Origin of the sequence: Vibrio sp. CCUG 15886 (assembly GCF_028570825.1) — a bacterium.
Lineage (GTDB): Bacteria > Pseudomonadota > Gammaproteobacteria > Enterobacterales > Vibrionaceae > Vibrio > Vibrio vulnificus_B.
The window spans coordinates 1-13,672 of the sequence record NZ_JAQQBT010000004.1; the positions used below are offsets into that span (position 1 = coordinate 1).

Sequence of the window (13,672 nt, forward strand, 5' to 3'; positions counted from 1 at the left end):
TCATCTTGGTTGTAGACGCCATCCGCACCCATGCCTTGGAACTCAACCGTTGGCGTCGGCGCATCCACGTTATCCACCAGATAATCACGCTCACCCGAGCCGCTAAACGGATTACCCGCCCAGTCGTCTCCCGTTACAGTAGCGGTAACTTTGTCGTCCTGAGCTAAGTCAGATCCTGAAACAGACACTTCCCATGTTTTATTACTCAATACCGAAGTAGTGTAGGTTACACCATTCACCACAACGGTCACTTGATCACCAGGCCTTGCATCGCCTCCAACGGAGCCAGTTACTTTTACTAGGCCTTCGCTTTCTGCTTTATTGACCACATTGTCATCTGTGATTAGGTCGATCTTGATCGTTCCACGTGCAAACGTATCAACTAGGTAGAATTCCGTAGAAGTCGCTGAGCCAATATTACCCGCCGTGTTTACAACATCTACTTTGGCATCGACGACATTATCTGAATCTGCGCTTAAATCTGAGCCCTTAACTTCTATACTGTATTTACCGTCGACAACTTCACCAGTGTATTCAACGCCATTGATAGTGAGAGTAACAACGCCCGACGAGAAAGATTCACCAGTTACCGTACCGGTCACTGTGACTAAGGAGTTTACTTCTTGGGCATTAATCACAGAATCAGAGGTGATTGGATCAATGTCGATGTTCACGTTAATTGGCGTGTCATCAAATCTATGAACTGACTCACCTTTAGACGTGACTTCGTTACCTGCTGCATCAGTTGAATTAACGGTAACTTCAAAAGCTGTGTCGACAGCAAGGTCTGAACCGCTTACTGATAGCTCCCACGAGCCGTCTTCAGAAACGCTACCTTTGTATTCGTTACCGTTAATGATTGCGGTAACAATATCTCCAGTTTTGATGTCACCACCCATCGCTGAACCAGTCACTGTAATAGTCTGATTTTTCTCTGTTTCTGTAATCGCATCATCTGAAGTAATTGGATCAACAGAAACCGTACCAGCCTGAGCTGTAGTATCAAGAGTAAACGTCAGTGTGCTGCTGCCAGAAGTGTTGCCTGCTGCATCGGTTTGACGAACGATGATCGTATTGTCGCCTTCCACTGGTGTTGGCGCGGTGGTTGTCCATTCACCATTAACAAAGTACTCCACCGTCGCACCTTCTTCGGTGCCTGCAACAGTGAAATCACCTTTATTGGTCAGGAAATCGTCGGCTAAGCTGCCGCTGTCTGTATCGAGCGAAATCCGCGGCGCATCTGGCGCTGTGGTATCGAGAGTAAACGTCAGTGTGCTGCTGCCAGAAGTGTTGCCTGCTGCATCTGTCTGGCGAACGATGATCGTATTATCGCCTTCCACTGGTGTTGGCGCGGTAGTTGTCCATTCACCATTAACAAAGTACTCCACCGTCGCACCTTCTTCAGTACCCGCAACGGTGAAATCGCCTTTATTGGTCAGGAAGTCGTCGGCCAAGCTGCCACTGTCAATATCGAGCGAAATCTGCGGTGCATCTGGCGCTGTGGTATCAAGAGTAAACGTCAGTGTGCTGCTGCCAGAACTGTTGCCTGCTGCATCGGTCTGACGAACGATGATCGTATTATCGCCCTCCACTGGTGTTGGCGCGGTGGTTGTCCATTCACCATTGACAAAGTACTCCACCGTCGCGCCTTCTTCGGTGCCTGTAACGGTGAAATCACCTTTATTGGTCAGGAAGTCGTCGGCTAAGCTGCCGCTGTCAGTTTCGAGCGAAATCTGCGGTGCATCTGGCGCTGTGGTATCGAGAGTAAACGTCAGCGTGCTGCTGCCAGAAGTGTTGCCTGCTGCATCGGTTTGACGAACGATGATCGTATTATCGCCTTCCACTGGTATTGGCGCGGTGGTTGTCCATTCACCATTGACAAAGTACTCCACCGTCGCACCTTCTTCGGTGCCTGCAACGGTGAAATCGCCTTTATTGGTCAGGAAGTCGTCGGCTAAGCTGCCGCTGTCGGTATCGAGCGAAATCTGCGGCGCATCTGGCGCTGTAGTATCGAGAGTAAACGTCAGCGTGCTGCTCTCAGATGAATTTCCTGCATCATCGGTTTGGCGAATAATAATGGTATTTTCACCTTCAACAGCGACAGGTTCAGTTGTTGTCCATTCACCATCCACAAAATATTCAACAGTTGCGCCATCTTCGATATCTGTGACCGTGTATGAACCATCATTTGTTAAAAAGTCATCAGCTTTGGAGCCACTGTCCGTATCTAGTGTGATAGTCGGCGCCGATGGTGCAACGGAGTCAATGTCTTGTAATGCTGTGTTAGCATCATTTAGTAGATCAAATAGAGAGAGGCTTTGTGCTTCGTTTAAGCCCAGCGCTTGTAATCCTTGAGTGCTAAAGTCCGTACTCGCCAAAGATTCTGCACCAATACGCGAAATCGTTCCGCCAGCCACTAAGCTTGAACCACCTGTTTCGCCTGCGGCCGTCGCAAAATCGTCACCCAGTTGCGTCGGGTCCTGTCCTTCTTCTAACGCAGCAAAAATCTGTTGAATGTCATCAGTGATGTTGGTTTCACCAGCATCGGTTGCAATGCGAAATTGGGGTACATCTGTTTCTTCCAGCGTTTCAATAACTAATTCGCCCGGAGCAATGGCTTGTCCTGGCGCAAGAATTTTAATGTTGCCGTTTAAATCCAGAACAACAATACGACCAGCAGTGAGAGACGCTCCTGCAAGGAAGGCTGTGAAATCCATAAATAACCTCTGAGATGACTGTAGTACTTTCGTCAATTTTTTGACTGGCAGACTAGTTCTATTTTCTTACCCTATAATATATCAAAGCGACATAGATGTGACATCTCAAAATCCCGTCCAATTTACATTTACGTCACTTATTGGCGACTTTGATCACGCAGTCTCATTTTTGAAGCAGAATCACAGTTTGATTCGCTTCGTTAAAAAAGCCAAAACGCTATATAATTCAATTTCAATAAGTTAGAATTTGATCAATAAATCCACTACAATGTCAGAAAATGAGACTTTTCATCTCTTTTGGCACATTCACACAAGTAATACTAGTGTTAAAAAATTGACGATTTGCCTTAACAATCTCAAAATTAAGACAGTTAATGCTTTAGAATTAGTACAAGTTAATGCTTTAGAATTAGTACAAATAGATTAGTAGGAGAAACACAGTGAAGTGGACCCAAATAAATGCATTTGCCTTAGGTGCAATGCTGACACTTCCTGCTACAGGGCAAACTCTGGAGCAAGCTATCTCGATTACATTAGCGACCAATCCTGAGTTAAAAAGTGCATTTAACGAGTTTGTGAGTAAACGCTATGCCAATGAAGCCTCATCCGGCGCGTACTTACCTCGAATCGACTTAGACGCTGGTATTGGTTATGAATCCATCAATCCAGCAGAGGGAGAATCTACCGATCTCACTCGAAAAGAAGCCTCTTTAACCTTCACCCAGTTGATTTGGGATGGTTCGTCGACGCTAAACGATATGGATCGCACTGCGGCCGAAGCCGAGTCTCTTCGTTACCAGTTACTCGCAGATGCTCAAAACAAAGCGCTTGAAGTAACAAAGGTTTACTTAGATTCTGTTAAAGCGTATGAAATTCTTTCCCTTTCAGAAAGTAACCTCGCTACCCACAAACGTATCTATAGTGATATTAAAAAGCGCGTGAATTCTGGTATTGGCTCTACTGCCGATCTGTCACAAGTTGAAGCTCGACTAGCAAAGGCACACGGAAACTTGGCAGCAGCTCAAAATAACTTATTTGACTCACACACCATGTTCACGCGTCTTGTTGGTCAAACGCCGCAATCGCTTATTTTTCCGCGCGCCGACCAAACTCAAATTCCATTCACTTTGGATGAAGCGGTCAGTCAAGCGTTTAATCAACACCCTGTGATTAAAGTTTCGCAAGTAGATGTCGATTCTGCTCGTTATCAGTACAAGCAGACCAAAGGTCGCAACTACCCAACGTTTTCTTTTGAAGCCTCACAAACTTGGCGTGATGACGCCGGCGGCGTAGAAGGAAACAGCGATGAGTTAACCGCAATGTTGCGCATGCGTTACAACCTATATAACGGCGGAACTGACTCTGCAAACTCTGAAAGTGCAGCTTACCAACTCAACAAAGCGAAAGATTTACGTGAACGCACATTTCGTAGTGTTGAAGAAGGTTTGCGTCTCGCGTGGAGTGCCTTGGATTTAACTCTGCAACAAAAAGAGTTCTTATCTGATCACGTGGACTCCGCGTCAGATACTGTTATTGCTTATGAGAAACAGTACCGCATTGGTAAACGAACATTGCTGGACTTGCTCAATACTGAAAACGAGCTATTTGAAGCACGTAAAGGTTACTTGGATGCGAAGTATGCCGAGCAATACGCTAAGTTCCGTGTGATGAATGCAACTGGCCAACTGTTAAATGCACTGCGTGTGGATATTCCTAAAGAATGGGTTGAAGGGGTGGAGTACTAATATGAAAGCATTTATTTTGCCTCTCGCTTGTTTAACATTTGCGGCAACGCCCGTGATTGCAAGCGATAAAGCTGATGAGTACGACTACTTGGCGACACCACGCGCCGATCAACTTGCCGATCTGCAAGACCAAGATCGAGACGGCGTGATCAACGCGAGAGACTTGTGCCCTGATACACCAAGTACTGCTGAAATTGATAATGACGGTTGTGGTACTTACGTTAAAACCTCGCAGCAGATGCAAATCCGAGTTTTGTTTGCGAATGACTCAGATAAAATTAATCCTGTTTTCCGTAAACAGATTAAAGAGATGTCAGAGTTTTTGAAGCTTTACCCATCAACTTCAATCGAATTACAAGGCTACGCAAGCCGCACAGGTAATGCAGAACATAACTTAGATCTCTCAAAGCGCCGAGCTAATAACGTACGTGAAATGTTGATTGGTTATGGTATTGCTCAAAGCCGAGTACGTATCGTCGGCTTCGGTGATAGTGCCTTAGCCAATGAAGGGACAGATGAAGTCAGTCACGCACTTAACCGACGTGTCGTCGCCTCTGTTGTAGGATACAAAGGGGATGTGAAAGAAGAGTGGACTATTTTTACTAGCATACCGAAAGCGAAGAAGTAGTTTTTCACGTAAGGGGCATTTCGCCCCTTTTCTTTTACCCAGAAATTAATCTCGCATTGGTAACTCTTGGATTAAGTGATACTCTTAGCGACGGTTATTCATAACGAGATTTTACAATGAGCAAATTGACCGCAGATACCCAAGCAAACCTAGAATTATTTATTGAAGAGACTCAAAGCACCAAGTTGGTTTGGGGTTTGCGTAACGAAGAAGGATGGCTAGCTTGTGACTCAACAGAGTTTGAGCAAAGCGAAGTTATGCCTTTCTGGTCAACCAAAGAAGACGCTATGGCACATAACGTTGAAGAGTGGGCTGACTTTGAAGTGTTAGAAATTCCTCTAGACATCTTCGTTGAAGATTGGTTGATCACCTTAGATGAAGACGGTGTTCTTGTTGGTGTTAACTGGAATGCTCAACTTGAAGGTAAAGAAATCGAACCGTCAGAATTGGCAAAAATGTACCTGTAATCTTCAGATTCGTTTCATTTATCTATTTCAGACCAGCATTACAATGCTGGTCTTTGTACATTGGAACATTAAATCTCTTCGCTCTATCGAAAAACATTGAAATCATATGCATATTTTATTGTTAGTTATCGAGTGGATCACACCGTTCTCCGTACGTAAAAGATAAGATAGACGACTGGCTTCCCCTTTCTAGCACCATGTTTATACGTAAATTACTTTTATGGATCGTTCTGCTGTTTTGTTCCGTACCCGCTTTCGCGGAAAGCAGCAGTTTTCATCATTGGTATCAGTTCTATCAACAGAAACTAAAAGCCGATGACGGCGCAGCCTTTGACTTGCTACAAGAGCGTTACTCAGCACTATTGCCGAGCGCCGAGAAGCTCTACGTCAGCGGGCTACTGTTTGATTACCTTTCAAATAGAGATCAGCCCTACTATGGTGCAAGTCAGCATCGAGATAGCCACTTTGCTCGCCAAGAAGCTCTCTATGTGGATGCAATGTATTTGCGCAAAGAGGGGCAATACGATTCTGCCGTTGAGAAATTCCGAGCCGTATTGAATCATGCCGCTCAACTCGATGAAAAAAACACCAAAGAACTCATTTACTATCAGCTTTGCTACACGCTGAACGAGCAAGGTGAACTCCACAAAGCGAAACACTTCTGTTCAAAGCTGCAACAGCAGATAGATAGCAATGACAGTACATTACTGCCGAAATACCTGAGCTATCGTATCATCGCCAACAATTTCAGCTACCGAGGCGAGCCCCATCTTGCGCTAGCAAACTACCAGAAGATGCTGCGCACCCTACCCGCTAACGCCGATCGTTCAGGCGCTTTTAATGATATTGGCAACCAGTTGCGTGAAGTCAGCCAATTTCAACAATCAGAAAACTACCTTCTCGATGCTTTGGCAATTAGACGAAATGCAAGCACGCCAACAGAGCTCGCTCAAGTGTTACACAGCCTCGCGCAACTCTATGCTGATTGGCATAAACACGAGCAAGCGGAGAGTTATTATCAACAAGCACTTGCCCTATTACGTAAAGACCAGCATACCTTCGGTCTCGCGATGACCTATTCCGGACTTGGCTCTCTGTATATTGAACAAGGGGAATTCGCTAAAGGGAAGGAACTGCTTAATCAAGCGCTAAATGAAGCCAACTTAGGTCAAAATCACCGTTTAAGCGCGGAAATTCATTATCGCTTTAGCCTTGCCTACTTACAGGCAGGGGAACTTCAGGCGTCACTTTCTCATGCCGACCAAGCGTATCAGTCTGCGGTTTCAATGGATTTTCTTTCGCTTCAGGCAAAAGCATCACTACAACTTTCTGAGACTTATAAGGCACTGGCTGATTTTCCCCGAGCCTACGAGTGTTACCACCGATATGCCGAGATCGAGTTTCGATTAAGAGACAAAGACACTACCAGTGCACTTGAAGCGTTGGATCTTGCTCAGCAGCAGTTTGAATACCAGTTGCGCATTGCACAGTTGCAAAGTGACAACGACAAAAAACTGATTGAGCTGCAAAACTACCAACAGAAAAAATCACTGTATAGCTTATTGATCGCGGCAGCGCTTATCGTTGTTGGGTTATTTTTTCTCACCAGTCAGCAAAAAAGAAAGCAATCTCAGCTCGATATGATGACGGGAGCATTGAATCGTGGCTCAGCGATCAAAGCAATTAAGCAAGCCAGCTCAGCAAAGCGTCCACACAGCAAAAACGTTTTGATTCTGTTTGATCTCGATAACTTCAAATGGGTCAATGATCAGTTTGGTCATCCAACGGGAGACAAGCTGTTAATCACTATTTGCAAAACTTTGCTTGGTGAGCTGCAAAGAGGCGATATTCTTGGCAGATTAGGTGGTGAGGAATTTATCTTGTTGCTGCGAGAAGTCGAAGATATCGATGTGCAATTTCGCGTTGAAAAGTTACATGACCTGATTAGCGAGTGTCGTGTCGCTTCTCCATCGAATACCGCAGTGTCTGCTAGTGCTAGTTTCTCTTTTCTCGCTACTCCTAGAGCGCTTTCAGATTTCGATGAGCTCTATTCTATCCTGGATCAAGCGCTTTATCAGGTGAAGAAAAACGGCCGTAACACCATCATTGATGCCTACAACGCCGCGATTTAAACCCATATTTGATCGAACAGAAAATGAAAAAGCGATAATTCCTGTGCGCTAAAGCACCAGAGAATTATCGCGACTCAACAGCAATGCCGTCATCTTGTGTTTCGTTTATTAAGATTCGGCGTGCTGCTTTTCAACTAGAGAAGCCATGATCGCCTCACGGTTGTCTAAATAGTCATTGAGACCCACTTTACGTAAGTGACAAGAAGGACAATCACCACAACCATCACCAACGATGCCGTTGTAACACGTTAAGGTTTTTTCTCTGACCAATTGCAAAGCGTTATTTTGATCCGCAAGCGCCCACGTCTCTGCTTTGTTGAGCCACATGAGTGGTGTTTGGATCACTAATGGCTTATCCATGCCCTTCACAAGCGCACTGTTCATCGCTTTGACAAAGTCATCACGACAATCTGGATAGCCAGAAAAATCGGTTTCACACACTCCAGTAATGATCGTCTGTGCGCCAATTTGATAAGCGTAAATGCCCGCCAAAGTGAGGAAAAGAATGTTACGACCAGGAACAAACGAGTTAGGTAAACCATTCTCCTGCAGTTCATGAGATACAGGAATATCGTCGCGAGTCAGTGAACTGATGGCCAACTCATTGAGCAGCGTCACATCCATCACTTTGTGTGCAGCCACACCCAGTTCTTTCGCCAGATTTTGCGCCACTTCGATTTCAAGACGGTGACGTTGGCCATAATCAAACGTGATGGCATGCACTTCATCAAATTCATTGAGTGCTTTGACTAAACAGGTCGTCGAATCCTGACCACCACTAAAAACCACAACGGCTTTGTTCATAAACAATCCCTCTTACGCGATACTCAGGTACTTATGTGTTTGAATCGACAAACGCCAATTGCGCTTAATACAGGTGTCGATGCACAACTGAGTGGCTCTCTCTTTTTGACTAATAGGTTGCAGTGCGATCACCGTTGTTGCAGGCACTTGAGCACGAAGCAGTAAAGCGTCTAACTGGTCGATGTCTTTCTGGGTACCGACCGGATGTTTGATCTCGTTGGCTCGTTGTAATGCACTGTCTAAGATCGGCAACTTACCTTTCATCGCGACTTTAGGCGATACCGTCACCCAAGTGTTTTCGCTTGCTTTGACTTCGTAAGTACCACTGGTCTCTATCTGACATTGGCAGCCAATGGCTTCAAATGCTTGTGTCAGCTCGGTGAGATCGTACAAACAAGGTTCACCACCAGTAATGACGATGTGCTTGGCGCTGTAACCTTGACGTTGGTACTGCTCAACAATAGCTGCAGCATCCGCTTGACACCAAGTCGGACTGTCCCCTGTTTTAACGATGATCTCAGCAAAGCTTTGTTCATCTTGCTCTGCTGCTTCCCACGTTTGCTTGGTATCACACCAAGAGCACCCTACAGGACAAATCTGCAAGCGCACGAAAACCGCTGGAACACCAGTAAACACACCTTCGCCCTGAATGGTTTCAAACATCTCGTTAACTTTGTACAACGTCACTACAACCCTAAAAATTTTTGCAAGGCGCAGACCTTAAATGAGACTCGCCCCGAGGTCAAATGAATCTCTTCTCAACGAAAAAATTCATTGTTAATTTGACTCATTTTATAGTTTCATACGCCTCAGTATTCTTTTCTCTTTTTCATTTTCATTAAGTGTAGGTAAGCATGTACAAGTTGATTGCGCTGGATATGGACGGCACATTACTCAATAGTGACAAACAGATCTCTGAACCCAATAAGGAAGCGATTCGCCAAGCTCGCGCCGCAGGCGTGACCGTGGTACTTGCTTCAGGCCGCCCGTTAGAGGGGATGCAAAGCAAACTGGAAGAATTACAGATCGACTCAGACAAAGACTTTGTTCTTTTTTACAATGGTTCGATGGTTAAGAACGTGGCAACGGGTGAGATCATCCATGAGCAGATCATCGATGGCAAAGCTGCGAAAAAAATCGCTCGTTTGGCTGATAAACTGGGGGTATTTGTACACGCGTTCAGCAAAGAATTTGGCCTGATTACTCCGCAAAACAATCCTTACACCGATATTGAAGCCAACATCAATGGTCTCAATATTATCGAAATGAATTTTGATGCCTTAGCGGATGACCACCCAATCATCAAAACCATGATTGTGGCTGAGCCCTCAGAGCTCACCAAAGCCATCGCCGCCCTACCCGCCACATTGCATGATGAGTTCACCATTGTTCAAAGCGCACCATTCTTCCTAGAGTTTTTAAACCCAGCCAGTAATAAAGGAATTGGCGTGGCGGCGATTGCGGAATATCTGGGTATTCGCGCGGAAGAAGTGATTTGTATGGGAGACGCCGAAAACGATCATCACATGTTGAAATACGCAGGTCTTGGCATTGCTATGGCTAACGCGATGGAAGAGACCAAGCAAATCGCAGATTACATCACTGACAGCAATAATGACCATGGCGTCGCAACGGCGATTGAGAAGTTTGTCCTCAATGCCTGACGCTCCTACCGGAGGGCTCATGCCCTCTGGTCTATCTCACATTTTGGGACCGAGTTAAAACTTTATCTTGCTCAACCAAATTTTACCGTACAAGACACTGCCAAGATGATAGCATTAGTGTGATTACTTTAATCTCAACAAAGTGAGCACTAAATGTTTGTTAATCTTTCAATAAAACAAAAAATCATCTTCCCTGTTTTTCTTATTATTTCTCTATTCGCCGTTAGCTCTGTGTTGAATATTCTCGCTTCTCAAAAGCAAACCGAGCTAACTCACACCCTTCGTGATGACATCATGCCAACGCTCTTCACCATTGAAGATGCGTATCGTGATATGTATCAGGCGACTTCCGCGATCCAAGGTTTGGTTCTTTCTGATACCAAACAAGAAATTGAACGCGAGCAGTTTGAATACAAAGACAACGCGCACAAAGCTATTCCTCGTATGAAAGCGGCGCAAAAGTTAATCGATTCAGGACTTTTGCCTTCCAGCGCGCAACGTGAGCTCGACGTGTTAGTCACACTGGCCAATAGCTGGCTAAAGGATTACGAAACGCTACTCAGCCTACCTGAGGATCAGTGGTTTACGTATTACGATGAAAACAAGGGCACATTCGATAAGAAGTTTTCAGCAACTCGTAAACAACTCAATGTCGTGAAAGAGCTGATTGAAGCATCACAACAAGAGTTACAAAAGCAAGTTAATGATGCCTCCGCACAAGCCGAACGCACTTTGGAACTAGGCACTCTATTTGTTATTGTCCTTGCGACTGCGATGTGTTGGTTCCTTATTAAAGCCATCGTGACGCCAATTGAACATATTCGTACCGCCATGGATGAAATTGCCTCTGGTGATGGCGATTTGCGTCAACGCATCAAAATGGATAGCAATGATGAAATCGGCCAACTTGCTGGCGCGTTTAACGTGTTTGTCAGCAAAATCCAAGCAACCATTGAGCAGGTAGTGAACACGGCCAATAATGTCCGTAGTGAAATGAACCAGCTAACGGAAATCACTCGCTCTGTTGCAGATTCAACCTATCGCCAACAGCAAGAAAGCGAAGTGGTGGCCGCTGCCGTGCATGAAATGCAAGCAACCAGTCAAAGCGTGAGTGACAACGCAACGGATGCCGCAACAGAAAGCCACAACGCTGATCAAGAAGTGCAAAACACCAGTCAAATTGTTGATAGCACTGTGGACGCGATCCGCCGCCTTGCTGACGATATCAACAACGCAAGTCATGTGATCCACACACTTGACGATGATGTGAGTAACATCGCTTCTATTTTGGACGTGATTCGTGGCATCGCAGAACAAACCAACCTTCTGGCGCTAAACGCAGCCATCGAAGCGGCACGTGCAGGTGAGCAAGGCCGTGGATTTGCTGTTGTCGCAGATGAAGTACGTTCACTCGCGAGCCGCACTCAGCAAAGTACAGGTGAAATCCAAACCATGATTGAACGCTTACAAAGCGGCGCTCGCCAAGCGGTATCGGTAATGGAATCAAGCAAACGCAGCAGTGACTCCACGATTGAGTCCGCGCAATCTGCAACCCATTCTCTGCAAGAGATTTTGCGCGCTATCGCCAATATGAGTGAGATGAACACACAAATCGCCACCGCAGCGAATCAACAAAGCAGCGTAAGTGAAGAAGTCAACGCCAACGTTCAACGCATTGCAGACAACAGCAGCGCGATCGTGAGCGTGGTTCAAAATGCCGAGACCGCTATCCAACGTCTATCACAGCAATGTGGCCAGTTGGATCGCCTTGTGTCGCAGTTCAAATGCTAATTTGCCAAGAGTAAAAAAACGCCTCGGACAAAAAGCCGAGGCGTTTTTATTTCTTCACTTAATTCTGTTGATTGAAACGCTTTGCTAAAACTGCAAACAATAAGGCGATGAGTGGATAACGAAGAGTCTCGACAATGAAAGAATAGAGACCACTGTAAGCGATAACACCTTGAGCCAAAGTGACGATCAAGTTGAAGGAAAGCAACGCCACAACAATGATCAACGTATGACCTTGAGAGAGTGATACCTGTGAGGTTTTGAAAAACACCACCAACAGTGAAATCACAATTAATGTGGCTAACCAAGCGGAAAACACCGGTAATGGCCACATGGCGGTTAACACTGCTGCCAACACGGCCATCGCAATCCAAACGCTTTTTGCGCCAAGCAACTGAGCGACGTTCACATTCGGTTTGCTATCCAAACGAATGATGTGCCACGCCACTAAGCCACCGAGTAAACCACCAATCATCATATCGGCGATAAACGCGGCGCCAGAGTAGAATTTGCCAAACATCACCACGCTGATCACTAACGAAGTCAATCTTAGTGCTCGTCCACTTCGCAACCAGCCTAGTCGGTGTAAAATCAAAGCAGATAAACACGCCCAAACCGCAATAGGTAAGCTCGGAAAACCGAAACCATAACTTTGCGTCATCTCAAGCACTGGCCAATAGACATGTGGCCTAGGAAGAGCAAACCCTTGTTGAGCAACCAAGCAAAGCAGTGACGTAGCAACAACGGCAAAAAACAATTGATAGGTGAAATCACGGCCAAAACGCCACATAGCTAATGGCATTACCACTAAAAGTATTTCAGGCGAAGTCAGATAAATCGCGAAGTAGCTGAGCAACAAACCCAATGCGCTCAGCGCTGGAGACGATGCAACAAACGCTTGCAGTTGCATTAACCAACCCAACTCCACTTGATGATAACTTGGCGCTGATTCAACCAAATCATTGACGTAGGCCACCGCTTGATCCGTCGCTTGCCCAAACATCTGTTGCACCATTGGCCATTGTTGCGGATAACGGTATTGACTCGCTTCAAGCGCCAAAGGAGACAGTAGCATTGCAGAGGCAATTTCGACGCCGTAGTGTGGGGCGAACCAAACCGGAAGCTCATTGCCATCTAAACTATTGTTGAAGTTAAACGCCACTACCGATGAATCAGAAATACAGTCATAGAATACCGCCTGTTCATTGTAGCCAAGCACTTTACCTACGGTAACCACCAGCCCGGTTTCTTCCCAAGTTTCTCTTTGCGCGGTAAGCGCAGGGTCCTCACCCGCAATGATCGTTCCTCCAGGAAGAGAAATTTGATGAGTTAAGATCTCATTGACTAAAACCAACTTGTCATCTGCACGGACGATACACAGCGCCCCTTTCAATCCCTCAGGTAATGAGGTTGAAGAAGTCGCAAAAGAGAAAGTGGAATACACCAATGAAATAATGAGACTGAATACAACGAAAAATGACCGCTTATACACGCCAGACAACCTTTACTTTACCTATTGTTTTATTTGTATCTTTTGAGAACGAAGCCATCGATTCCTACACCGAGATCTCTTTACTCAAAAGAGTTGGCGCAATAATGACAGGAAACTCGATATTTTTCGACCTAAATTAACTTCAATCTGCGAGATGAAAGCCGTATTGAACGTCGTATCTATCGTCCCAAACCATAGCCACGTCTCTCGGTTGACACCCTACTTCACTCCTCTG

At 45.6% G+C, this 13,672-nt stretch carries 10 protein-coding genes; 6 read left to right on the forward strand and 4 right to left on the reverse strand.

Annotated features, from left to right (window positions below; all coding sequences use genetic code 11):
* Positions 1-2,717 (reverse strand): Ig-like domain-containing protein (locus PQQ36_RS10085; RefSeq protein ID WP_273661128.1); only part of this gene is annotated, 2,717 nt, incomplete at its 3' end.
* Between the two features lie 440 nt (positions 2,718-3,157).
* Between PQQ36_RS10085 and PQQ36_RS10090 the strand changes: the two genes are divergently transcribed.
* The 4 genes from PQQ36_RS10090 (at position 3,158) to PQQ36_RS10105 (ending at position 7,689) form a co-directional block, all read left to right on the forward strand.
* The gene (locus tag PQQ36_RS10090; protein ID WP_011080556.1) at positions 3,158-4,462 is read left to right on the forward strand and encodes a TolC family outer membrane protein; all 1,305 of its coding nucleotides are present in this window, start codon (positions 3,158-3,160) and stop codon (positions 4,460-4,462) included.
* A gap of 1 nt (position 4,463) precedes the next feature.
* Positions 4,464-5,090 carry an OmpA family protein gene (locus PQQ36_RS10095; protein ID WP_043877153.1) on the forward strand — a complete coding sequence of 209 codons (627 nt, stop codon included), beginning with the start codon at positions 4,464-4,466 and terminating at the stop codon, positions 5,088-5,090.
* A 116-nt stretch (positions 5,091-5,206) separates the two neighbouring features.
* On the forward strand, positions 5,207-5,557 hold the full coding sequence (locus PQQ36_RS10100) for a DUF2750 domain-containing protein (RefSeq protein WP_011080558.1): 351 nt from the start codon (positions 5,207-5,209) through the stop codon (positions 5,555-5,557).
* Positions 5,558-5,754: 197 nt separating this feature from the next.
* Complete coding sequence (locus PQQ36_RS10105) at positions 5,755-7,689, forward strand: diguanylate cyclase (RefSeq protein ID WP_130273480.1); 1,935 nt, start codon at positions 5,755-5,757, stop codon at positions 7,687-7,689.
* A 108-nt stretch (positions 7,690-7,797) separates the two neighbouring features.
* Here the strand turns inward: PQQ36_RS10105 and queC are convergent, their stop codons facing one another.
* Both queC and queE read right to left on the reverse strand, forming a co-directional pair.
* A complete protein-coding gene (queC, locus tag PQQ36_RS10110; protein ID WP_130273481.1) occupies positions 7,798-8,493 on the reverse strand; it encodes a 7-cyano-7-deazaguanine synthase QueC in 696 nt (231 codons plus the stop codon).
* Positions 8,494-8,505: 12 nt separating this feature from the next.
* Complete coding sequence (queE, locus tag PQQ36_RS10115) at positions 8,506-9,156, reverse strand: 7-carboxy-7-deazaguanine synthase QueE (protein ID WP_043877152.1); 651 nt, start codon at positions 9,154-9,156, stop codon at positions 8,506-8,508.
* 191 nt (positions 9,157-9,347) lie between these two features.
* On the opposite strand from queE, the gene PQQ36_RS10120 reads away from it, so the two are divergent.
* Both PQQ36_RS10120 and PQQ36_RS10125 read left to right on the forward strand, forming a co-directional pair.
* A complete protein-coding gene (locus PQQ36_RS10120; RefSeq protein ID WP_130273482.1) occupies positions 9,348-10,157 on the forward strand; it encodes a Cof-type HAD-IIB family hydrolase in 810 nt (269 codons plus the stop codon).
* Positions 10,158-10,310: 153 nt separating this feature from the next.
* On the forward strand, positions 10,311-11,948 hold the full coding sequence (locus PQQ36_RS10125; protein ID WP_047109166.1) for a methyl-accepting chemotaxis protein: 1,638 nt from the start codon (positions 10,311-10,313) through the stop codon (positions 11,946-11,948).
* A gap of 58 nt (positions 11,949-12,006) precedes the next feature.
* On the opposite strand, the gene PQQ36_RS10130 is transcribed toward PQQ36_RS10125, so the two are convergent.
* Positions 12,007-13,437 carry a bifunctional NUDIX hydrolase/phosphatase PAP2 family protein gene (locus tag PQQ36_RS10130; protein ID WP_130273484.1) on the reverse strand — a complete coding sequence of 477 codons (1,431 nt, stop codon included), beginning with the start codon at positions 13,435-13,437 and terminating at the stop codon, positions 12,007-12,009.
* Between the last annotated feature and the right edge of the window lie 235 nt (positions 13,438-13,672).